The organism is Actinokineospora sp. UV203, assembly GCF_056323665.1.
The window spans coordinates 1,580,993-1,601,887 of record NZ_CM150484.1 but is presented as its reverse complement, the minus strand read 5'-3'; the positions used below and the strand labels follow the sequence as shown (position 1 = coordinate 1,601,887).

22 protein-coding genes are annotated in these 20,895 nt (G+C 69.0%); 10 read left to right on the top strand and 12 right to left on the bottom strand.

Features of this window, described 5'->3' with window-relative positions:
• Positions 1-51: 51 nt before the first annotated feature.
• On the bottom strand, positions 52-261 hold the full coding sequence (locus tag ACUZ2Y_RS07140) for a hypothetical protein (protein ID WP_476328141.1): 210 nt from the start codon (positions 259-261) through the stop codon (positions 52-54).
• Positions 262-467: 206 nt separating this feature from the next.
• Between ACUZ2Y_RS07140 and ACUZ2Y_RS07135 the strand changes: the two genes are divergently transcribed.
• Positions 468-599 carry a YxiG-like protein gene (locus tag ACUZ2Y_RS07135; RefSeq protein ID WP_476331631.1) on the top strand — a complete coding sequence of 44 codons (132 nt, stop codon included), beginning with the start codon at positions 468-470 and terminating at the stop codon, positions 597-599.
• Between the two features lie 26 nt (positions 600-625).
• Here ACUZ2Y_RS07135 and ACUZ2Y_RS07130 read toward each other — a convergent pair whose 3' ends face one another.
• From ACUZ2Y_RS07130 to ACUZ2Y_RS07120, 3 genes are read right to left on the bottom strand one after another with little or no spacing between them, the layout of a single operon-like run.
• The gene (locus tag ACUZ2Y_RS07130) at positions 626-1,120 is read right to left on the bottom strand and encodes a hypothetical protein (RefSeq protein WP_476328139.1); all 495 of its coding nucleotides are present in this window, start codon (positions 1,118-1,120) and stop codon (positions 626-628) included.
• A 43-nt stretch (positions 1,121-1,163) separates the two neighbouring features.
• Positions 1,164-1,967, bottom strand: coding sequence for an ArsR/SmtB family transcription factor (locus ACUZ2Y_RS07125; RefSeq protein WP_476328137.1), 804 nt, complete (start codon positions 1,965-1,967; stop codon positions 1,164-1,166).
• A 33-nt stretch (positions 1,968-2,000) separates the two neighbouring features.
• Positions 2,001-2,789 carry a class I SAM-dependent methyltransferase gene (locus tag ACUZ2Y_RS07120; RefSeq protein WP_476328135.1) on the bottom strand — a complete coding sequence of 263 codons (789 nt, stop codon included), beginning with the start codon at positions 2,787-2,789 and terminating at the stop codon, positions 2,001-2,003.
• 185 nt (positions 2,790-2,974) lie between these two features.
• On the opposite strand from ACUZ2Y_RS07120, the gene ACUZ2Y_RS07115 reads away from it, so the two are divergent.
• The 3 genes from ACUZ2Y_RS07115 to ACUZ2Y_RS07105 all read left to right on the top strand — a co-directional run bounded on the left by ACUZ2Y_RS07115 (position 2,975) and on the right by ACUZ2Y_RS07105 (position 4,445).
• Positions 2,975-3,559: a hypothetical protein gene (locus tag ACUZ2Y_RS07115; protein WP_476328133.1), complete on the top strand. Its 585-nt coding sequence runs from the start codon at positions 2,975-2,977 to the stop codon at positions 3,557-3,559.
• Positions 3,556-4,098 carry a hypothetical protein gene (locus tag ACUZ2Y_RS07110; RefSeq protein ID WP_476328131.1) on the top strand — a complete coding sequence of 181 codons (543 nt, stop codon included), beginning with the start codon at positions 3,556-3,558 and terminating at the stop codon, positions 4,096-4,098. The genes ACUZ2Y_RS07115 and ACUZ2Y_RS07110 overlap by 4 nt, the downstream gene beginning before the upstream one ends.
• A 137-nt stretch (positions 4,099-4,235) precedes the next feature.
• Positions 4,236-4,445: a hypothetical protein gene (locus tag ACUZ2Y_RS07105; RefSeq protein WP_476328129.1), complete on the top strand. Its 210-nt coding sequence runs from the start codon at positions 4,236-4,238 to the stop codon at positions 4,443-4,445.
• Here ACUZ2Y_RS07105 and ACUZ2Y_RS07100 read toward each other — a convergent pair.
• Complete coding sequence (locus ACUZ2Y_RS07100; RefSeq protein ID WP_476328127.1) at positions 4,442-4,903, bottom strand: nucleoside deaminase; 462 nt, start codon at positions 4,901-4,903, stop codon at positions 4,442-4,444. The genes ACUZ2Y_RS07105 and ACUZ2Y_RS07100 overlap by 4 nt on opposite strands.
• 9 nt (positions 4,904-4,912) lie before the next feature.
• Positions 4,913-5,278: a hydroxyphenylacetyl-CoA thioesterase PaaI gene (paaI, locus tag ACUZ2Y_RS07095; RefSeq protein WP_476331628.1), complete on the bottom strand. Its 366-nt coding sequence runs from the start codon at positions 5,276-5,278 to the stop codon at positions 4,913-4,915.
• 134 nt (positions 5,279-5,412) lie between these two features.
• On the opposite strand from paaI, the gene icmF reads away from it, so the two are divergent.
• The 4 genes from icmF (at position 5,413) to ACUZ2Y_RS07075 (ending at position 11,769) form a co-directional block, all read left to right on the top strand.
• Positions 5,413-8,655, top strand: a complete 3,243-nt coding sequence (icmF, locus tag ACUZ2Y_RS07090) for a fused isobutyryl-CoA mutase/GTPase IcmF (RefSeq protein WP_476328125.1) — start codon at positions 5,413-5,415, stop codon at positions 8,653-8,655.
• 93 nt (positions 8,656-8,748) lie between these two features.
• On the top strand, positions 8,749-9,606 hold the full coding sequence (locus tag ACUZ2Y_RS07085; RefSeq protein ID WP_476328123.1) for a 3-hydroxybutyryl-CoA dehydrogenase: 858 nt from the start codon (positions 8,749-8,751) through the stop codon (positions 9,604-9,606).
• Positions 9,607-9,729: 123 nt separating this feature from the next.
• A complete protein-coding gene (locus ACUZ2Y_RS07080; RefSeq protein WP_476328121.1) occupies positions 9,730-10,503 on the top strand; it encodes a nuclear transport factor 2 family protein in 774 nt (257 codons plus the stop codon).
• A 276-nt stretch (positions 10,504-10,779) separates the two neighbouring features.
• Positions 10,780-11,769, top strand: a complete 990-nt coding sequence (locus ACUZ2Y_RS07075; RefSeq protein ID WP_476331625.1) for a beta-ketoacyl-ACP synthase III — start codon at positions 10,780-10,782, stop codon at positions 11,767-11,769.
• Positions 11,770-11,775: 6 nt separating this feature from the next.
• Here ACUZ2Y_RS07075 and ACUZ2Y_RS07070 read toward each other — a convergent pair whose 3' ends face one another.
• The 6 genes from ACUZ2Y_RS07070 to ACUZ2Y_RS07045 form a co-directional block, all read right to left on the bottom strand.
• Positions 11,776-13,152 carry a GH1 family beta-glucosidase gene (locus tag ACUZ2Y_RS07070; protein WP_476328119.1) on the bottom strand — a complete coding sequence of 459 codons (1,377 nt, stop codon included), beginning with the start codon at positions 13,150-13,152 and terminating at the stop codon, positions 11,776-11,778.
• A 12-nt stretch (positions 13,153-13,164) separates the two neighbouring features.
• The gene (locus tag ACUZ2Y_RS07065; protein ID WP_476328117.1) at positions 13,165-14,382 is read right to left on the bottom strand and encodes an MFS transporter; all 1,218 of its coding nucleotides are present in this window, start codon (positions 14,380-14,382) and stop codon (positions 13,165-13,167) included.
• 471 nt (positions 14,383-14,853) lie between these two features.
• The gene (locus ACUZ2Y_RS07060; RefSeq protein WP_476328115.1) at positions 14,854-16,053 is read right to left on the bottom strand and encodes a UDP-N-acetylglucosamine 2-epimerase; all 1,200 of its coding nucleotides are present in this window, start codon (positions 16,051-16,053) and stop codon (positions 14,854-14,856) included.
• A gap of 140 nt (positions 16,054-16,193) precedes the next feature.
• A complete protein-coding gene (locus ACUZ2Y_RS07055; RefSeq protein WP_476328113.1) occupies positions 16,194-16,868 on the bottom strand; it encodes a response regulator in 675 nt (224 codons plus the stop codon).
• A gap of 3 nt (positions 16,869-16,871) precedes the next feature.
• Positions 16,872-18,668 (bottom strand): GAF domain-containing sensor histidine kinase, encoded by a 1,797-nt coding sequence (locus ACUZ2Y_RS07050; protein ID WP_476328111.1) that lies wholly within the window; start codon positions 18,666-18,668, stop codon positions 16,872-16,874.
• A gap of 333 nt (positions 18,669-19,001) precedes the next feature.
• Positions 19,002-19,556, bottom strand: a complete 555-nt coding sequence (locus ACUZ2Y_RS07045; RefSeq protein WP_476328109.1) for a histidine phosphatase family protein — start codon at positions 19,554-19,556, stop codon at positions 19,002-19,004.
• Positions 19,557-19,767: 211 nt separating this feature from the next.
• Here ACUZ2Y_RS07045 and ACUZ2Y_RS07040 point away from each other — a divergent pair, with 211 nt between their 5' ends.
• Entirely contained in the window at positions 19,768-19,977 is a 210-nt protein-coding gene (locus ACUZ2Y_RS07040; protein WP_091382376.1) for a CbtB domain-containing protein, read from the top strand.
• 20 nt (positions 19,978-19,997) lie between these two features.
• Positions 19,998-20,777, top strand: a complete 780-nt coding sequence (locus tag ACUZ2Y_RS07035; RefSeq protein ID WP_476328107.1) for a CbtA family protein — start codon at positions 19,998-20,000, stop codon at positions 20,775-20,777.
• The last annotated feature ends 118 nt before the right edge of the window (positions 20,778-20,895 follow it).

Below are 20,895 nucleotides of genomic sequence, written 5' to 3'. Positions count from 1 at the left end.
ATGACGGGTATTCGGAGGCGGGCCCGATCGGGATTGCTGCTTGTGCCGCTTCTACGGTGTCCCGGGTTTGGGGAGGCGTGTATACGCTTCGTGGGGATGATCGGGCGGCGGTTGGCGAGTGATGCCGACAAACACGTCGCCGTACGCCGTGTCGAGGACCCAGTGGTCCCACTGGTCGAGTTCGGACTCGCAGTAGCGGTGCGGCAGCCGACTGAACAGTTCGAACCCGTCCTGGGACAGCCGCCCACCCGCATCCTCCATGTGATCAGCGTAGCCGCCTGCTGCCTTCGACTGGTGTGTCGCGTGCAGCGATATACGCGAGCGGATCTCGCCGGAGTATCCGCGCTATCGGTTCAAGTACTGCGTTCGCGCGGCGGTGACGTCGGCGGTGGCCGCGAGGTCTGGGGTCGGTCGTTGGATGTCCGGTTGGTCGATTTTGACCAGGGCCGCGAACTCGACGGTTACGACTGGGGCGACCGTTTCATGAGGCGGTGATCGAAGCCAATGGCCACCACATCTCGCTCGTCTGCTCCGACCTGGCGGTCGACCGTGTCGAGCCCGGCTACTCGGCCTTTGCCGTGGACGGCAAGGAACTCTGACACGGCATGCTCGTGAGATCCGGCTGTCAGGCGATGGCGTTCTCCGGCAAGAGGGCAAGGAGTTGGGCCGCGTGGCCGGGAAGCTCGACGTCCGCGAGGCCGGTGATGATGTCCCGCAGCGGGATGGGCTGATCGACCATGATCGTGTCCTTGGAAACCAGTCGGGCCGGTACCAAGGTGTCCGATTCGGTCTCGCTCAGTATCGGACCCGCGAGCGCGCAGAGGGCCTCGCCCTGGGTGCGGATTCGTTCGCGGAGTCCGTCATTCCCGCCGGCTGCCTCGATGAGATGGCCGAGCGTCCAGGTGTCCTGGGAGACACGGTTGTCGTAGGTGGTCGGTGCGCCCGCGGCGATGGCGGAAAGGGTTGAGATGGTGGCGGCGTTGACGATGGCGACGTGCGCCAGGATCTGGTCGGCGTTCCATTCGCCCGTCGGTGGGATTGGGGCCGAGTCGGCCTTCGCGACGGTGTCTGCTGCATCCAAAAGTGTGCGGAAGGCGTCGCGAAGCGGGGTGGTGTCCATGGGTCTTGTCGCTTTCTCTTGCGTAGCAAGGTTCCGAGCTTGGTCAGGCGTCTACTTTGGACATATCCCACGGCGCCTGGGGGAGCACCTCGCCGGTCTCCATCAGCGACTTGAGGTTCGCCAACACGGCGGGCCACCCATGGGAGATGCCGTTGAGCATGTCGCGGTTGGGCAGGTTTTCGTGGGTCACCGTGAGGCGGACGATGTCTTGGTGCGGCTCGATGAGGAACGTGACGACCGATGGTTCCCTTGCGGCGTCAGGGTTGTCTTCGAAGGTGATGACGAGGCGGGCCGGGGGCTCGGACTCGATCACCTGGCCGACGACGTCGACAGCACCGGACCCGTCGACGCGTCGGTGTTCCCAGGGGGAACCGGGCTGCCAGTCCGAGACGTTGGCGTGGTTCCAGTACTTCGCGGTCAGGTCGGCGTCGGTCAGTGCTTGCCAGACCTGTTCCGCGGTCGCGCGGATGTAGGTGGCGTAGACGTAGGTCGGAATGGATGTGGTGGCAGTGGTCACGGCTGTCTCCTCGGCGTGATTTTTGATGGCGTTCAGGGTCTGTAGTCGCGGCTTGTCGAATCCGGAGATCCAGCGTTCCTCGATGTCGTGGATCGGCGCCGGATTCAGGTAGTGCAGGCGTTCCCGTCCCCGCCGCACGACGATCACCAGGTTGGCCCGCTGCAGGACGTCCAGGTGTTGGGTCGCGGACTGGCGTGCCATCTCCAGGTGTTCGCACAGTTCGCGCAGCGTCTGGCCGTTGTGTTGGCGCAGCCGGTCGAGCAGCAGTCGTCGGGTTGGGTCGGCGAGCGCCCTGAACACCGAGTCCACCGCGGTCGCTTCGAGGGTCACGCGACCATTATGCAGGTAAATACCTGCCTATTGTCAAGCGGCCGCCTGCCGCTTGGTCCCGATCGCCAAGAGGTGCGCGCTGGCGTTGATCAGCAGTGGATCCCGCTCGACCAGCCGCGCGCAGCTCAGGGCCGCATTCGCCCTGGCCGTGAACTTCTCCTCGCCCGCGGCGTCGTGGGCGGGCCAAGCCGGTCCTTCGACGCCGTAGACCTCGACGTCGTCGAGGCGGGCGGCTTGGATCTCGGCTCGGAGTTCGTCGGCGGTGTGCCAGTGGGTCGAGACGAACCCGACGTGGCCGTCGTAGCGGCCCGTCGCGATGACCGCCTCGATCGACGGCGTCATGTCCGCGTCGAGCGAGCCGTCGGCGCCCGTCTCCATGATCGAGAGGTAGCGGCTGATCCCCGCCGCGGCGAGCACACCCCCGGGCCGGAGCACCCGCACTCCTTCGGCCAACGCCCTCGTGCGGTCCGCGGTGTCGACGAGGTGATAGAGCGGACCGAGCATCAGCACGAGGTCCATGCTGTTGTCGGCCACGGGAAGTCCGCGGGCGTCGCCGACCACCGCGGTGACGCCCGGCAGGTTCGCGGCGGCGGTCGCGTGTGCGGCGACCACGTCGATCAGGTGCACCGTGTGCCCGTCGCGGGCGAGCCACTCGGCGTGCACGCCGGTCCCACCGCCCACGTCGAGCACCTTCGCTCGCGCCGTGAGGACTCGACGGAGCAGTTCTTGGGTGCGCAGAAACTCAAGCTTGCCGTGCGGTGTCCTGGCCAGGCGCGAGGTCTCCGCGTGGGTGGAGTAGTGCCGAACCACGTCCGTACCCATGCGTCATGCTGGCCGCCGTCATGACGGGCGGGCAACGGCATTTCGCCTCAAGCCCCTTGGGTGTGGAGGGGCGTTGCTGTGCGGAGGTCGGGTGTTCGGTTGGATGGAGTCGACGATTCCGGGTGTGCCGTTCGTATGGGTAGGTGGGGCGTGGGTTTCCTGGTCGCGGCCGGTGGCGGTCGTCGGTGACGGGGTCGCGGCTGGCGAAGGTGGCGACTGAGGTGCTGTCGCCCGCTGTGGTGGTGCTCCTGCTGCCCCTGGCAGTCGCCTGGCAGGCGACGGGGTATCGGGTTGGGCCGACGCTGGTGTGGGGCATCGTCGTGGCGCTCTTCTCGAGCATCCTGCCGATGGTCTTCATCATTCGCGGGGCTCGCCAGGGCCGGTGGGACGGGCACCATGTGCGGGACCGGGAGCACCGGGCCGTTCCGTTGCTGGTCGGGCTCGCCTCCACCGGCATCGGGTTGGCGATCCTGCTGGTCGGTGACGCCCCTCGGGCCGTGGTGGCGTTGACGGTGGCCATGGCGGTGACGCTGGCCGCCTGTATCGCGGTGACGGTGTGGTGGAAGGTGTCGCTGCACGCCGCTGTGGCCGGGGGAGCGGTGGTGCTGGTGGCGCTGCTCTACGGCCCGTGGGCGTTCTTGCTGGTGGTGCCGCTCGTCATCGTGTGCTGGTCTCGGGTGGTCCTGCGCGACCACACCGTCGCCCAGGTGGTCGTGGGCGCTCTGTTGGGCCCGGTGGTCGGCGGCGCCGTGTTCCTGGCGATCACATGACCGAGTCACGCGCCACACGGTTCGCGGTGAACGTGCGGGACGCGTTATATCCGAACGTCCTGCCGGTCGTGGTGGCTGTCGCGGTGGCCACGCGGGCCATGGGTGGCTTCTGGCTCCCCTTGCTGTGGGGCGCGCTGGCGGGAATCTGTGCGGTGCACCTGCCGCAGAAGTTCGTCGTGCGCGACTCCGCTCCCGGTTTCCCGATGGCGCTGGTCGGGTACGCCACGCCGGTGGTGGGGGTGGCGATCATGCTGGTCGCGGGCGTGCCCCGCGAGGTGGTGGCGCTGACCCTGGCCATGGCGGCGACGCTGGCCATGACCTCGCTGGTGAACGGCTCGGCCCAGGGGGCGGCTTGGGGCGGCCTGGTCGCGCTAGCCGCCGTCTTCAACCCACAGATCCACCTCCCGGTCGCGGTGTCGGTGCTGGTCGTGGTGGGCTGGGCGCTGGTCAGGATCGGTGAGCACAGCCTGCCGCGGGTGGCGATGAGCGCGGGCGCGGGGCCTACCGTGGGTTTGGCCGTGTTCCTGCTGGCCAGATGAAGGACCGGATCAGGCGGGCCGACTGGCCGAGACACTCGTCTTGGTGGTGCCGTTCTTCGTGGCGCAAGACCATTTCGGCAATTCGCGGACCTGGTTCAGCGCACTCTTGGCGGTGATCACCGCGACTTTCGGTGCTCGTGCGCGGGGTCGGAAACCGAGCCCTGACCCGGTGGCTGGGGTACATCTCGCCCGTGGTCGGTGTGGCGATTCTGCTGGTCGTGGGCTCGCCACCGGTCGCGGCGATGGCTGCCGTCCTGTTCGCGACGCCCGCGGTGAGGGGGTCGCCGCGGGTGGGCTTCGCGGGACTGGCGGTCGCGGCAGTGGCCGTGTTCCTGGTCGCGCGCTAGTAGTCCACCCGGTCGGGGCGTGCCTCCCACGCGGCGAACGGGGTCTGTTCGGTGCCGGTTCGGATGTTGTCGACGGCGATCGGCCACGTCCGCCGGGGCTGGGCGAACACGTCGTAGAAGCGGCGGTCGTCGAAGCCCGCCTTGGCCGCGTCATCGCGGTCGGCGGCGTACACGACCCGGTCCACGCGGGCCCACAAGGCCGCCGCCAGGCACAGCGGGCACGGCTCACAGGACGAGACCAGGACGCAGCCGGTCAAGCGGAAATCGCCGAGTACCCGGCAGGCCCGACGGATCGCGACGACCTCGGCGTGGGCGGTGGGGTCCAGGTCCGTCGTCACCTGGTTGGTCCCGCGCGAGAGGACCTTCCCGTCCCGCACCACCAGCGCGCCGAAGGGGCCGCCGCCCGCGGCGACGTTGTCCTTCGCCAGCTGGACCACCTCGGTCAGCCAGGGCAGCATGACGCCTCCCTACCTCAGGGTTCGGCTCCGGCCGCGGAACTCGGCCACGACCTCATCGCCCCTGGTCACTGTGACGTCGTAGATGCCGCTGCGGCCGTAACGGGTGCGTTCCCGCGCCGTGGCGACCAGCTCGTCGCCGAGCTTGACCGACGCCACGAAGGTGATGTCCGCCCCGGCCGCCACGGTGACCGGGCCATGGCTGTTGCACGCGCAGGCGAAAGCGGTGTCGGCCAGCAGGAACACGTACCCGCCGTGGCCGATGGCGTGCCCGTTCACCATGGTCTCGGTGACCGTCATCCGCATGGCGGCCCGCCCGGGCCCGGCCTCCAGCAGCTCGATGCCCAACGACGCCGAGGCGAGGTCGTCCGAGAGCATGCGGGCGACGGACTCAGGGGTCGGTACGGTCGTCACGCACTCATCGTAAGCGGAGACGTGCACAACAGCGTGGTTGCGCATCCGATAGTAGGAAGACAAACTATTTAGGTCCGGCGACCCACGGAGGCTCGAGCATGTCCGCACCGCAGTTGTACCGACCCGCGCACCCGGTCCGCTTCGTGACCGCGGCCAGCCTGTTCGACGGGCATGACGCGGCGATCAACATCATGCGGCGGATCCTGCAGTCGCAGGGCGCCGAGGTCATCCACCTTGGCCACAACCGCTCGGTCCGCGAGGTCGTCGCCGCGGCCATCCAGGAAGACGCCCAGGGCGTGGCCATCAGCGCCTACCAGGGCGGGCACGTCGAGTACTTCACCTACCTCGTCGAACTGCTCGCCGAGCAGGGCGCGGGCCACATCAAGGTCTTCGGCGGCGGTGGCGGCGTCATCGTCCCCGACGAGATCAAGCTGCTGCACTCACGTGGCGTGGAGCGGATCTTCTCCCCGGAGGACGGGCAGACCCTCGGCCTGGCCAAGATGATCAACTCGATGATCGAGGCCTGCGACCACGACCCGTCCCAGGTCGCCGCCGCCGACGCGCAAGCGCTGCTCGCGGGCGACCAGCGGGCGCTGGCCCGGGCCATCACCCAGATCGAGGCGGGCAACCTCGCCGACGACGCCCGCGCCGCGATCGCCGAGGCCTCGGCGTCCCGGCGCGTCCCGGTCCTGGGCATCACCGGCACCGGCGGCTCCGGCAAGTCCTCGCTCACCGACGAACTGGTCCGCAGGCTGCGCCTCGACCAGCAGGACAAGCTCCGTGTCGCCGTCATCGCCGTCGACCCGACTCGCCGCCGCGGCGGGGGCGCGCTGCTCGGCGACCGCATCCGGATGAACTCCCTCGACGGCGACCAGACCTTCTTCCGCAGCCTGGCCACCCGCGGCGCGGCCTCGGAGGTGCCCGACGGGCTCGCCGACGTCATCGCCGCCTGCAAAGCCGCGGGCAACGATTTGGTCATCGTCGAGACCCCCGGCATCGGCCAGGGCGACGCCGCGATCGTCCCGTTCGTCGACACCTCGCTGTACGTGATGACGCCCGAGTTCGGCGCCGCGTCGCAGCTGGAGAAGATCGACATGCTCGACTTCGCCGACGTCGTGGCGATCAACAAGTTCGAGCGCCGCGGCGCCGAGGACGCCCGCCGCGACGTGGCACGCCAGATCGTGCGCAACCGGGAGGCGTTCGGCAAGTCCTGGGAGGACATGCCGGTCTTCGGCACCAGCGCCGCCACCTTCAACGACGACGGCGTCACCGCGCTCTACCAGGAGTTGCGCGGCCTGCTCGCCGACAAGGGCGTCCCGTTCGCCGAGGGCGTGCTGCCGCACGTCGACACGAAGGTCTCGACCTCGGCCGCGACCATCGTCCCCGCCGCGCGGGCCCGGTACCTCTCCGACATCGCCGAGACGGTGCGCGGCTACCACCGGGCCACCGACGCCCAGGTGGAGGCGGTCCGCAGGCACTGCGCGCTCAAGGAGGCGGTGACCGCGCTGGCCGAGGCCGATGCGTCGAGCGCCGACCTCGACCGGATCGCCGCCGAGGCCGCGCGCCGCGTCGAGCGCGACACCGACGACCTGCTGGCCCAGTGGAAGGTCACCGCCGAGCAGTACCGGGCCGAGGAACTCGTCGTGAAGGTCCGCGACAAGGAGCTGCACACCCAGCTGTGGCGGGAGACGTTGTCGGGCAACAAGGTCCCGCGCGTCGCGCTGCCGCGGTTCGATGACGAGCCGACGCTGCTTCGCTTCCTGCGCAAGGAGAACCTGCCCGGTGGATACCCCTTCACCGCGGGTGTCTTCCCGTTCAAGCGGGAAGGCGAGGACCCGGCCCGCATGTTCGCCGGTGAAGGCGACGCGAACCGCACGAACCGCCGGTTCAAGATGCTCTCCCACGGCAACCCGGCCACCCGCCTGTCGACTGCGTTCGACTCGGTGACGCTGTACGGCCGCGACCCCGACACCCCGCCGGACGTCTACGGCAAGATCGGCACCTCCGGGGTGTCGATCGCCTCGCTCGACGACATGAAGGCGCTCTACGACGGCTTCGACCTGACCGCGCCGACGACGTCGGTGTCGATGACGATCAACGGCCCGGCGCCGACGATCCTGGCGTACTTCCTCAACACCGCGATCGACCAGCGCGTCGACGCGTTCGTCATGGAGCACAACCGGCAGCCGAATCCCGAGGAATACCAGCAGCTTTCGGCTTGGGCGCTGGCGAACGTGCGCGGCACGGTGCAGGCCGACATCCTCAAGGAGGACCAGGGGCAGAACACCTGCATCTTCTCCACCGAGTTCTCGCTGCGGATGATGGCCGACATCCAGGAGTGGTTCATCCAGCACAAGGTGCGGAACTTCTACTCGGTGTCGATCTCCGGCTACCACATCGCCGAGGCCGGGGCCAACCCCATCAGCCAGCTCGCCTTCACGCTGGCCAACGGCTTCACCTACGTCGAGTCGTACCTCGCGCGCGGCATGGACATCGACGACTTCGCGCCGAACCTGTCGTTCTTCTTCTCCAACGGCATGGACGCCGAGTACTCGGTCATCGGCCGGGTCGCGCGGCGGATCTGGGCGGTGGCGATGAAGGAGCGCTACGGCGCGGGGGAGCGGTCGCAGAAGCTCAAGTACCACGTGCAGACCTCGGGCCGGTCCCTGCACGCGCAGGAGATGAACTTCAACGACATCCGCACGACGCTGCAGGCCCTGTGCGCGCTCTACGACAACGCGAACTCGTTGCACACCAACGCCTACGACGAGGCGATCACCACGCCGACCGAGTCCTCGGTGCGTCGCGCGATGGCGATCCAGCTCATCATCAACAAGGAGTGGGGCCTGTCGATGAACGAGAACCCGCTGCAGGGTTCCTTCGTCATCGACGAGCTGACCGACCTGGTGGAAGAGGCGGTGCTGACGGAGTTCGACCGCATCTCCGACCGCGGCGGCGTCCTCGGCGCCATGGAGACCGGCTACCAGCGCGGCCGCATCCAGGACGAGTCGATGCTCTACGAGCACCGCAAGCACGACGGTTCGCTGCCCCTGGTCGGCGTCAACACGTTCCTGCCGGAGAAGGGCAGCGAGGACGAGGTCTTCGAGATCGAACTCGCTCGCGCCACCGAGGAGGAGAAGCGCTCCCAGGTCGACCGCACCCGCGCCTACCAGGAAGCCCACCGCGCCGAGGCGCAGGAGGCCCTGGCCAAGCTGCGCGAGGTCGCCGCGTCGGACGGCAACGTCTTCGCGGTCCTGATGGACGCGGCGCGCGTGTGCACCCTCGGCCAGATCACCGAGGCGTTCTTCGAGGTCGGCGGCCAGTACCGCCGCAACGTCTAGTACTTGCGGTAGACAGTGTGACGGCAGTGTTGAGTGACGGGCAGTGTTGACGACAGTGTTAACGACAACGGCGTCGAATCAGGGAGTAAAGCAGTGAGCGAGACCAGTCGCGTCGGCGTGATCGGATCGGGCCTCATGGGCTCGGGCATCGCGGAGGTCTGCGCCCGCGCGGGCCTGGACGTCATCGTCGCCGAGGTGAACGCCACGGCCCTCGACTCGGGCCGTGCCCGCATCGAGAAGTCGCTGGCCCGGGGCGTGAAGAGCGGCAAACTGGCCGAAGCGGACCGCGACGCGGCGCTGACGCGCATCCGGTTCACCACGGACCTGGCCGACTTCGCCGACCGCCAGGTCACCATCGAGGCCGTGGCCGAGGACGAGGCGATCAAGACCGAGATCTTCGCGACCCTCGACAAGGTCGTCGAGGCCGACGACGCCATCTTCGCGTCCAACACCTCCTCCATCCCGATCATGAAGCTGGGCATGGCCACCGCCCGCCCGGAACACGTCATCGGCGTCCACTTCTTCAACCCGGTGCCGGTGCTCAAGCTGGTCGAGCTGGTCCCGTCGCTGCTGACGGCGGAGGAGACCAAGACCCGCGCGCAGGCGTTCGTCGAGACCGCGCTGGGCAAGCAGGTGATCCTCTCCCAGGACCGCGCCGGCTTCGTCGTCAACGCGCTCCTGGTCCCGTACCTGCTCTCGGCCATCCGGATGATGGAGTCCGGCTTCGCCTCCGCCGAGGACATCGACAACGGCATGGTCCTGGGCTGCGCCCACCCGATGGGCCCGCTGCGGCTCACCGACCTGATCGGCCTGGACACCACCAAGGCCATCGCCGACTCCCTGTACTCGGAGTTCAAGGAGCAGCTCTACTCCGCGCCCCCGCTGCTGCTGCGCATGGTCGACGCGGGTCTGCTGGGCAAGAAGTCGGGCCGCGGCTTCTACCAGTACTGACCGGGTCCTTCGGTCCTAGTCGGGCGCACCCGAACGGCGCAGTATTCACGGTTGGCGGGGTGGGGGTCGCCGTGCCTCAGCAGCCGGACGGGTGGCGCCCGGCTGGCAACCGTGGGAGTCGCCATGGCAGACCTGATGATCAGTGGAGTGGAGCGGACCGGTGAGGTCCGCAGGTTCCGGGACCACGGCAAGATGGTGTTGGGCACCGCGGGCGGGATGACCCTCGGCAAGGGCATGTTCGAGCCGGGCTGGCGCTGGTCGGAGGACGTCAAGCCGCTCGCGGGCACCGACTCCTGCCAGGTCCACCACCTCAGCTACGTCCAGGCGGGCGCCATGGGCATCCGGCTCGACGACGGCCGCGAGTTCGAGATCCACGCCGACGACCTGGTCGACATCCCGCCAGGGCACGACGCCTGGGTGATCGGCGACGAGACCTGCGTCATGCTCGACTCCTCACCGGACGCGACCGGGTACGCGACCGGCCCGGCCCAGCGCGTGGCGCCCTATGCGGACGACAACGTCGCCGCCGTGCGCGCGGGCTATGCGGCGTTCAACAGCGGGGACGTCGACGCCCTGATGTCGATCCTCGCCAAGGACTGCGTGCAGCACGTGCCGGGCAAGAGCCAGCTCGCGGGCGAGTACAAGGGAATCGAAGCGGTCCTCGGCTACTACGGCAAGCTCGGCGAGCTGTCCGACGGCACTTTCCGGGCCGACCTCATCGATACCCACAGCGACGGCAAGAGCCACGTTTGCTCGATCCACCAGATCGCCGCGACCCGCAACGGCGTCACCAGGGTCAGCCGCGGGTCGATCGTGTTCACCTTCTACGGCGGCCACGCCACCGACCTGCTGGAACTGCACAGCGACCAGGCGGGCGACGACGCGTTCTTCGCCTGACCCCGTATCCCCGAGGTCCGTCACCCGACGCAGGCCAGGTGCCGGGTGTGGACCTCGGGCAGGGCCTTCCACCAGCATTGACAACACGCTAGGTGATCGAACCTGGAATTTCGAGGCGGCGGACTATGACATTACCGACGGGTGTTACTGACGGGTCACTTATAGAACGTGAAGAGAATGCCGATCTGAATAGCGAAATCACCGTTTAGTGTGAGAATCCGGTCACAACTACAGCGTTACTCTTCGGTAGTTGTACAAAGTGATGAAGTGGCAGTCATCGCCTTGCGCGACCAGGATCGAACGACCGGAGCCCGCCTCATCGGCGTGGGCTCGTATCGCCCTACCGTGGCGGTTCCCAGTGACGTCATCGCGGCCCGTTTCGGCCGCACCGGCGAGTGGATCCGCGAGCGCACCGGGATCATGTCCCGCCGCTTCGCCGGCGACGACGAGACCGTCGAGAGCATGGCCGTCGCGGCCGGACTCGAGGCGCTGACCGCGGCCGGGTTGACCGCCGCCGACATCGACCTGGTGATCGTGGCGACCTGCAGCCACCCCGCGCCCATCCCGAGCATCGCCTCGGGTGTCGCCGTCCGCCTCGGCGCGCTCACCGCGGCCGCGTTCGACCTCAACGCCGCCTGCTCCGGGTTCTGCTACTCCCTCGCCGTGGCCGCCGACGCGGTGCGCTCCGGCTCCGCCCGGCACGTCCTGGTCATCGGCACGGAGAAGATGACCTCCCTGGTCGACCAGACCGACCTGGGCACCTCCATCATCTTCGGCGACGGTGCGGGCGCCGTCGTGGTGGGCGCCTCCGCCGACCCGGGGATCGGCCCGATCGTCTGGGGTAGCGACGGCTCCGCGGCGGACCTGATCCACATCCCCGCGGGCGGCCTGATGCACATGGAGGGCCAAGCGGTCTTCCGCTGGGCCACCACTGAGATCCACCCCATCGCCGTGCAGGCCTGCGACCGCGCAGGCGTGCGGCCCGAGGACCTGGCCGCGATCGTCCCGCACCAGGCGAACCTGCGGATCGTCGAGGCGCTTGCCCGCAAGATCGGCGCCCCGAACGCCGTGGTCGCGCGCGACGTCGTCGACCACGGCAACACCTCCGCCGCGTCGATCCCGATGGCGATGGAGCGGATGATGCGCGAGGGCCAGGTCGAGCCCGAAGGGCTGGCGCTGCTCGTCGGATTCGGCGCCGGACTCACCTACGCGGCGCAGGTCGTGCGTTTTCCGAAGGTTGCGGAAAACGTGCCGGTGAATGCCTGACCGGAATTATCCGGTCTGCTTGCCGATCATCTCCTGGAACCAGTAGTACGAATCTTTCGGCGTCCGCTTCAGCGTGGCGTAGTCGATGTGGACCAGGCCGAACCGCTCCGCGTACCCGGCCGCCCATTCGAAGTTGTCGGTGATCGACCACGCGAAATAGCCGCGGACATCGATCCCATCGGCGATCGAGTCGGCCAAGGCGCGCAGATGCGCGTCGTGGTAATCAATGCGCGCCTGGTCCGGCACCTGGCCGTCGACGGGGTCGGGGTCGTGGTACGAGCAGCCGCTCTCCGTGATGTAAATCGGGGGAAGGTCCTCGCGGTACCGGTCGGCGAACATCGACACCGTCTCGCGCAACCCTTCGGGCGCGACGGGCCAGCCGAAGTCGGTCGTCTGGTAGCCGACGACCGGGCGCGGCTCGAACGGCAGACCTGGTGGCAGCAAAGCACCTTCGACCACCGGGGCCTGTCCGTCGGACGCCGACGCGGCGCCGACCACGGTCGGCTGGTAGTAGTTGATGCCGAAGAAGTCCATCGGCGTGGAGATCACCTTGAGGTCCTCGGCGACCGGCCCGGGCATCGCCTCGGCCAGCTCGTCGACCGGATAACTCCCGCGCAGCAACGGATCCGAGAACAGCCAGTTCACCAGAGTCGTATAGGTCTCCGCGGCGGTCACGTCCGCGTCGGCGTCGGACGCAGGCCACACCGGCCCGTGGTTGCCGGCGATGCCGATGTTGGAACACCCGGCCGCGCGCAGCGCCTGAGTCGCCAGACCGTGGCCGAGAAGCTGGTGGTGCACGGCGGGAAGCGCCTCGAAGCCCAGCGCGCGGCCGGGCGCGTGGTTGCCCAGCGCGTAGCCGAACATGGTGACGACCACGGGTTCGTTGAGCGGCATCCACATCCGTACCCGGTCGCCGAGCCGCTCGCCGACCGCGGTGGCGTAGTCGGCGAAGTGGTGGACGATGTCGCGGCCGATCCAGCCACCGTCGTCCTCCAAGGCCTGCGGGGTGTCCCAATGGAACAGGGTCGCCGCGGGGGCGATACCGGCTGCGCACAGCTCGTCGACCAGCCGGTCGTAGAAGTCGAGTCCCTTGGCGTTGACCGCGCCCTTGCCGTCGGGCACGATCCGCGGCCACGCGATGGAGAACCGGTACGCGCCGACACCGAGGTCGCGCAGCAGGGCGACGTCCTCGCGGTAGCGGTGGTAGTGGTCCGTCGCGACGGCCCCGGTGTCACCACCGGCCACCCGGCCCGGTTTGGCGGTGAATGTGTCCCAGACCGAACGGCCGCGGCCGTCCTCGTCGACCGCCCCCTCCACCTGGTAGGCGGCTGACGCCGCGCCCCAGAGGAAACCGGTGGGGAAGTCCGGGAACGGCTGCGGCATGCGGGTGTCCTCTCAGCGAACTGTTTTGATCCGGTAGACCAGCGCGGCGCCGAGCAGGCCAACGCCCGCGGACACCGTGTACAGCGCGGGATATCCGCCCAGTCTGCCCACGATCGGCGCGGCGACGACCGGGGCGAGCACCTGGGGGAGCGTGTTGGCGATGTTGATGACGCCGAGGTCCTTGCCGCGGTCGGCGGCGGCGGGCAGCACCTGGGTGATCAGCGCGAAGTCCACTGAGGTGTAGATGCCGAACGAGACGCCCAGGACGGTCGCGGCGACCAGGGCGCCCGGCCAGGTCGGCCACCCGGCGAGCAGCATCGCGGCCACCGACATCACGATTCCCGAGCCTGCCACGAAGACCCGCCGCCTGCCGACTCGGTCCGACCAGTAGCCGCCGATGAGCACCGTGCCGAGCAGCGCGAGCGCGTACACGCCGGTGAGGACCACGACCCCGCCCTCGGGGTCGCTGATCCGGACTTGGTCTTTGAGGTAGTACAGCAGGTACAGCAGGGCGATCGCGTTGCCGAGGTTGATCAGGAACCTGGTCAGCCACGCCCAGGCGAAGTCGGGATGCTCACGGGGGCTGATCCAGAAGCCGCGCAGGAACGCCTTGGTGTCCCACGCGGGCGCTTCGGCGATTGTCCGGTCGCGACGGAGCAACACGAACGGCAGCGAGCCGAGGACGACGAACGCCGCGCAGGCCGCGTATCCACTGAGGACACTGCCACCCGCGTAGGCGAGGCCGGTGCCGCCGAGCACGCCGACGGTCTGGGCCACGCCGAAATACCCGCCCGCGACACCTCGCTGGTGGATCGGCACCTGGTCGGGGATCGCGGCGCTGAGCGCGGCGAAGGGGGCGTTGAGCGCGATCTGGGTGAGTGACCAGCCGACGATCATGCCCACTGTCGACTCTGCCGTGGCCAGCACCATGAGGCCGCCTGCGCCTGCCAGTGCACCGCCTGCGACCCAAGGGATGCGTTGGCCGAATCTTGAGGTGGTGCGGTCTGAGAGGGCGCCCCAGAGGGGGTTGGCGACCATCGAGAAGACCGCTCCGATGCCTGCGACCAGGGCGAGGATGCTCTCTTTGTTGGCTGGGTCGATCAGGTTGGATTGGGTGCCCAGGAGGATCTGGAGGGGGCCGTACCAGCCGACGAAGGTGGCGACGGTGGCCAGGCAGAACGCGATGACCCAGCGGGTGGGGACGCTGGTACTCGGCTCGGTGGCGACCATGCCGCAGCCTCCCTGGCCTCCGTGGTTAACGTGAGAGAGAATCACGTAAGGATTGTGGGTGGGGTCGGTGTCGTCAAGGGCGCAGTTGGTTGCGGGGCGCCTGTTTGGGTGGTTCGCCTTGATTCGGGGACCCCGGAAATGGACCTGCGCGGGGAAAGCGGGCAGGTGGAGGAACTGCCCCGCGCCGCGAAAATTTAGGTCCATGTCACCCCGAATCAAGGCGAACCACCCAAACGGGCCGGTGGTGCTGGCCCCTTGCGTTAGCGGGCTGGGGGTGTCGCTCGGTCGCGGTGACGTTTCGGGGGTCCCGCACGAACACGCCATCGAAGTTGGCAGTGTTCGTGCGGGACCCCCGAAACGTCACCACAAAAGCGACCGAGCCGCGCCCCCGGGCGCCATGTCACAGCGGCCGAGCCGCGCCCCCGGGCGCCATGTCACAGCGACCGAGCCGCGCCGGCGGAGCCGGCGCCATTACACAGTGAATTCGCGTGGGCGGGATCGTAGGCCTAGGAGCCATTCGACCGCCTGCTCGCAGCGAACTGCCGCGAAGCCGTCGCCGAAAGGGTTGTTCGCCGGCGGGACCGCGAGCCGCTCGACTTGGCTCAGTACCAGCTTTTCCGCGATGCGAGCCACTATTGCGCGTTCTGGGGTGGCGGTCCATGGGTAGCCGGGCCGCTCCGGCTCGGCCCACACGCCCACGCCGCCGACCAACACGAGCGCGGGCACACCGAAGCTGGGGGCCTGTTCGGCGAGCACGTCCGAGTCCGTTACCACCGCCGCCGCGATTGAGAGCAGGCATACCTGGTCGGGGTGGTCCACCGGGTCGATGATCGTCACCCGCACCAGTCTGCCGAGTACGTCGTCGGCCACCAGGCGTAGTTCGCTTTCGTATGCGGCGGGGAGCACCACTTCCAGGTCCGGGGTGGCCAGCACGAGATCAGCGATGCCGTGCAGCGCCGCGGCCAGGTCGTCCTGGCTCCAGCGGGTGGAGTCGAGGGAGACGAGCACCAATCGGCTGCCGCCGTGGAGGACGGCCTCCTCCAGCGCTCGGACACGGTCGTCGGCGTGTTCGTGGTGGCGTTCGATGGCGCCGAAGCCCGCGTCCACCGCCGTGCTGCCGACCGTGACGACCTTCGGGCCGCCGTGTGCCTCGCAGGCCAGGTTCGCGGCGGCGTCGGCGGTCGCGGCCAGGTGTAGGGAGCTGATCTGGGCGATCAGCCGCCGGTGGCCTTCCTGGGGGAATGGTGCGGTCAGGTCGTGTGAGCGCACGCCCGCGTCGAGGTGGACCACCGGGATCCGGCGCCAGAACGCCGCCATGGCCGCACTGAACGCGATGGCGTTGTCGCCCTGGACGAAGACCGCGTCGGGAGCCAGATCGGCGTAGACGCGGTCGAGCGCGTTGAGCAGCCAAGCGGCGCCCTGTGTCGTGTGGCCGTCCAGAGTGGACTCGACGACCAGGCTGGGGACGATGTCGAAGGCCGCCAGCGCCTCGCCGACCTCCTCGGTCTGGTCGCCGCAGGAGATCACGATGGGGCGGACCCGGGCGCTACGGCGCATCGCCGCCGCCACCGGGGCGATCTTGACCGCGGCGTGCGCGTCGCCCGCGACCAGGCAGACGTGGGGCGTGCGACCCGGCTCGGGTGCGGGGAGCGGGACAAGCGTGTTCGGCATGACCGTCACCCCTTCCGCCTGAATCCCTTGTGACTGGGATTCGTTGCGCGGTAAGACTTGGACGGCTCCGACGCTACCTGCGGTAGTTCTACTGGTGGATTCGACACGCCGACCTCGGCGTTTACCACCCAGCTTGGTGACTATGCGCGATTGTCACTCGCGGGGCGCGCTGGGGTCCGGGTGTTCTGCAGCCGGGTCGCGTAGACGGCGGCCTCGGTGCGGCGGTCGAAGCCGAGCTTGTGCAGCAAGGTCGAGACGTAGTTCTTCACGGTCTTCTCGGCCAGGTAGAGCTGTCCCGCGATCTGCCGGTTGGTCATGCCCAGGGCGATCAGGTCGAGGATCTTGCGCTCCTGCGGGCTCAGCGTGCTGTAGCGCGGGTCCTCGCCGCGGCCGCTGCGCAGCCGGTCGAGCACGGTCGCGGTGACCCCGGCGTCGAGCAGCGAGCCGCCGCCCGCCAGCGTGCGCACCGCGGCGACCAGGTCGTTGCCGCTGACCTGCTTGAGCATGTACCCGGCCGCGCCCGCCATGATCGCGCCGAACAGGGCCTCGTCGTCGGAGAACGACGTCAGCATCAGGCACGCCGGCGGCGGGACGATCGAGGACCGCAGGTCCCGGCACACACTGACGCCTTCGCCGTCGGGCAGCCGGACGTCGAGGATCGCGACCTGCGGCCGCAGCGCGGGCACCCGGGCCAAGGCCTGGGCGGCGCTGGCCGCCTCGCCCACCACGGTGATGTCCGGTTCGGCGTCGAGGAGTTGCCGCAGGCCCCGACGGACGACTTCATGGTCGTCGAGCACGAACACCGAGATGGTCATGGATCAGGTCTCCTCATCCGGGTCGGCTGCGGCATGCCTGGGCAGCGGCACGGTCCAGCACACGCGGGTGCCGCCCCGTGCCGGGATCTCGAAGTCGCACTGGCCGCCCCAGTGGTGCGCCCGCTGGGCCATGTTGGCCAAGCCGCTGCGATACGGCAGGTCCGTCGGCAGCCCGACACCGTCGTCCTGGACCAGCAGTTCCAGCCGGGTGGCCCGCCGGTCGACGGCCACCGTGACCTGCACACCGAAGGCGTGCGCGTGGCGCACCACGTTGGACAGGGACTCGCGCAGGGTCGCGATCAGATCGCCGTGGGCGTCGGGCGGCACCACCGAGTCGAGCGGTCCCTCGAGCCGGACGGTGGGTTCGTAGCCCAATGAGACCGTCGCGTCGGAGATGGTCCGGAGGATCTCCCCACGCAGGCTGTACGGGCCGTTCGCGGGCTCCTGCAGCGAGAAGATGCTGCGGCGGATCTCCCGGATCGTCTGGTCGATGTCGGCGACATAGGTGTTGAGCCGGTCGACGACGGGCTGGTCGTTGAGCCCCCGGCACAGACCCTGGATGCCGATGCCGACCGCGAACAGCCGCTGGATCACCAGGTCGTGCAGGTCGCGCGCGATGCGGTCGCGCTCCTCGAACAGCGCCAGCCGCTGCCGGTCCTGCTGCGCCTCGGCGAACTCCATCGCCTGGGCGGCGTGCCCGGCGTAGTTCTCGATCATGCCCAGGTCGTCGTCGTCGAACGGCGCGGCGCCCAGGTACTTCGCGACAATCAGCACCCCCATCGGGTGCGGGCCGGTGCGCAGCGGGACGAACATCGCGGGCCCAAGGTCGGCGATCGGCCCGGGAATCCGCTGGAAGGTGTGGGCGGACCGGGCGAACGCGGCCTTGCCGAGCTGTTCGATCATCCGGCCGCGCCCGGTGCTGAACACGTCGCCGGTGATGCTGTCGACGATCGGGATGCGCAGGCCGTGGAACGCCGGCGCCAGTGCCCCGTCGCCCGCGCGGACCGCCAGGAACTCGGGTCCGTCGGGCACGCAGATGGCGGCGATGGCGGCGTCGGGCACCGACCTGGCGCGGGCCGCCACCAGCCGCAGCCCCTCGGCGGTCTCCGGTCCGGTGCGCAGCACCGAGGTGACCTCGTTGGTCGCTCGCAGCCACTGCTCGCGCCGGTGGCTGGCCTGGTACATCCGGGCGTTCTCGATCGCCAGGCCCGCCGCGGCGGCCAGCGCGCCGAGGACCTCGTCGTCCTCCTCGTCGAACACCTCGTCGCCGACCTTATCGGCCAGGTACAGCGCGCCGAGGGTCACGCCCCTGGCCCGGATGGGGACGCCGATGAAGGAGCCCATCCGGGGGTGGTGCTCCGGGAAGCCCGCGGCGGCCGGGTGGGCGGGAACGTTGTTGAGGCGGACCGGGCCGGTCGCGTCGATCACCAGGCCGAGGACGCCTTCGCCCGAGGGCAGCGCGCCGATGGCGGCCTCGGTCGCGGCATCGATACCCGTATGGGTGAACTCGACGACCTCACCGCTCGGGCCGAGGGCGGCCAGCGCGCCGTAGCGGGCGCCGACCAGCTCACAGCCCGCGACGACGATGCGCCGCATGACATTGCGCAGGGACAGGTCGCTGCCGACCGAGAGCACGGCGTCGAGGAGGTGGCGGACCCGGTCCTGCGACACCTTCGCGGCGGCGGCCAGGTAGATCAGCTCGTGCACGATCGGGTCGGTGGATCTGGCGGATGGGCGGGGCGGCGTGTCCGCGCGGCTGCCCTCTTGGCCACGCCCGCTCTCCGCCCCTGTCTTCAACACCGCCCACCGCTTTCGCCCGTGCGTCCCTTGGCGCCTGCAACCGCGGAGGGATCGTGTCCGCTCGCGCGGGTGAAACATTGATACGTCGAATTTCACGCGATCGAGTCTTTTCGTCGGTACTACCGTGGCCCCATTCGGCGCTGTGCGCAAGAGCGGAAGTCACGCGGAGCTATCGGTTAATTGCCACCCTAGAGATCGTCTAGCTCGTGATCTCCTCACGGATCGTGACGGTCGGCGTCGACTCGATCACGATTTGCTACGTTCCGTAGGCCGGGTGGCGTAGTCCCTTGATTCTTTTGAGCGGTTCGGCTGGTATTCGGAAATGTTCGCGAGTCATTCCGGCAATTCGCTGGTGGTAATCCAGCGCAAATTCCAGCGGTGTGGACCGCCGCGGAAAACCGCGCGCGACAATGGTGCCACGTCGATTCGCCAGAACGCCGGCGGATCGGCGCCAAGAGTGGTCACGATCATCGCCTTGACGACGGCCGGGTGCGTGACGGCGACGATCCGGCGGCCCGGCTGAAGATCGTCGAGCCAGTCCGCGACCCGGGTCAGCAAGTCCACAATGGACTCGCCGCCGTGCGGCGCGGCCTTCGGGTCGGTGAGCCAGCGGGCGACCTCGTCGGGTTCGGCGCCCGCGACCTCGTCGAGCGTCCGGCCTCGCCAGCGCCCGTAGTCGCAGTCGCGCAGCCGGTCGTCGATCTCGGCCGTCACCCCGAGCGCCGCGGCGGTCTGCGCGCAGCGCGTCTCAGGCCCGCGCGAAGCGCAGTCCACTCGACCCGGTCCGGCTACGTCGAGCGACCGTTCGACCGGTTCGTCGCGGGGAAACGCGGCCATTCGGGTGGCCGCGGTCGCGGCATGGCTGACCACGGTCAACGTCGCGCTCATGAGATATCCCACCGTCCGAACGGCCGCGTTGACAGTGCCAGCCCGGCTCCAATACTTTTCAGAGTCGACCCTGATGGTAGAAGGAAGCCGGTGAGAATCCGGCACGGCCGCGCCACTGTGATCGGTCCCGGAGCACCCGGAGCCGAAGTCAGACCCTCCACCATCGTCCCGCTCCACTGACTGGGCCGCGTGAAGCCCCGAGGAGGATCTCATGACGCATGCCGTCGCGAACCCCACCCCGATCCCGCTGAGCATCCCGATTCGGCAGACCCTGCCGTACGCGATCTTCGTGGGTGTTCTGTCCCTGCTCGCCATGTACTTCGTCGGAGCCGAGCAGGGAGCGCTGGCGATCTTCGAGGGCACCTCTGTCCACGAACTCGTCCACGACGCGCGTCACCTGCTGGGCTTCCCGTGCCACTGACCGGCACTGACGTTGACGCTGTGACGGCCGGGATCAGCCCGGAGAGCGCGTCCGGCGCGCTCACCGTCCGATCAGTGTTGATCTGGGGTCTGCTGGCCGGTCTGGTCGGCGGGCTCCTGGCGTTCGGGTTCGCCGCCGCGTTCGGCGAGCCCTCGGTCGACCGTGCCATCGCCATCGAGGAAGCGGGCACGCCCGCGCACTCCGACGGGCACAGCCACGCAGGTGAACCGGCCGCCGAGGAGGAAGAGGGCTTCACACGGGCCTTCCAGTCCACGGTCGGCCTGGGCATCGGCGCCGTCGTCTTCGGACTCGGCCTGGGCGGGTTGTTCGGCCTGGCCTTCGCGTTCGCCTACGGCCGGATCGGCACCCGCACCCCGGGTTCCACCGCGCTGGCGGTGGCGGGCATCGGTTACGTCGCGGTGGTGCTCGTGCCATTCCTGACGTACCCGGCGAACCCGCCCGCCGTCGGCAGCGCCGACACCATCGGCGACCGCACCGCCCTGTTCTTCGCGATGATCGGCATCTCCGTGGTGCTGGTGATCGCCGGGACGGTGCTCGCCCGATCGCTGACCCCGAGGCTCGGCGGCTTCACCGCCACCGCGGTGTCCGTGCTCGGGTACGTGGTCGTGGTGACGACGGTGGCAAAGCTCTTGCCCACGTTCCAGGAGATCCCCGCCGGCTTCCCCGCCGACCTCATCTGGAACTTCCGCATCGCCTCCCTAGGCACCTCCGCCGTCCTCTGGGCAGCAATCGGCCTCACGTTCGCCAGCCTCATGACCCGAAGCCTCCGCCGCACCTGACGCGAGTCGCCCCGCCAGGCAAACGAGTCGCCCCTCCCAGCGAACGAGTTCGACATTCGAGTTGTCTCAATGTCGAACTCACTTGCCGGGAGGGGCGACTCACTTGCCGGGAGGGGCG

Excerpts from the sequence above, each read along its gene's own strand:
- ACUZ2Y_RS07080 (WP_476328121.1), top strand. The coding sequence starts at position 9,730 with ATGGCAGACCTGATGATCAGTGGAGTGGAGCGGACCGGTGAGGTCCGC.
- paaI (WP_476331628.1), bottom strand. The coding sequence starts at position 5,278 with ATGCTCTCGGACGACCTCGCCTCGGCGTCGTTGGGCATCGAGCTGCTG.
- ACUZ2Y_RS07140 (WP_476328141.1), bottom strand. The coding sequence starts at position 261 with ATGGAGGATGCGGGTGGGCGGCTGTCCCAGGACGGGTTCGAACTGTTC.
- ACUZ2Y_RS07100 (WP_476328127.1), bottom strand. The coding sequence starts at position 4,903 with ATGCTGCCCTGGCTGACCGAGGTGGTCCAGCTGGCGAAGGACAACGTC.
- ACUZ2Y_RS07065 (WP_476328117.1), bottom strand. The coding sequence starts at position 14,382 with ATGGTCGCCACCGAGCCGAGTACCAGCGTCCCCACCCGCTGGGTCATC.
- ACUZ2Y_RS07120 (WP_476328135.1), bottom strand. The coding sequence starts at position 2,789 with ATGGGTACGGACGTGGTTCGGCACTACTCCACCCACGCGGAGACCTCG.
- ACUZ2Y_RS07110 (WP_476328131.1), top strand. The coding sequence starts at position 3,556 with ATGACCGAGTCACGCGCCACACGGTTCGCGGTGAACGTGCGGGACGCG.
- ACUZ2Y_RS07045 (WP_476328109.1), bottom strand. The coding sequence starts at position 19,556 with ATGAGCGCGACGTTGACCGTGGTCAGCCATGCCGCGACCGCGGCCACC.
- ACUZ2Y_RS07070 (WP_476328119.1), bottom strand. The coding sequence starts at position 13,152 with ATGCCGCAGCCGTTCCCGGACTTCCCCACCGGTTTCCTCTGGGGCGCG.
- ACUZ2Y_RS07055 (WP_476328113.1), bottom strand. The coding sequence starts at position 16,868 with ATGACCATCTCGGTGTTCGTGCTCGACGACCATGAAGTCGTCCGTCGG.
- ACUZ2Y_RS07130 (WP_476328139.1), bottom strand. The coding sequence starts at position 1,120 with ATGGACACCACCCCGCTTCGCGACGCCTTCCGCACACTTTTGGATGCA.
- ACUZ2Y_RS07060 (WP_476328115.1), bottom strand. The coding sequence starts at position 16,053 with ATGCCGAACACGCTTGTCCCGCTCCCCGCACCCGAGCCGGGTCGCACG.
- icmF (WP_476328125.1), top strand. The coding sequence starts at position 5,413 with ATGTCCGCACCGCAGTTGTACCGACCCGCGCACCCGGTCCGCTTCGTG.
- ACUZ2Y_RS07040 (WP_091382376.1), top strand. The coding sequence starts at position 19,768 with ATGACGCATGCCGTCGCGAACCCCACCCCGATCCCGCTGAGCATCCCG.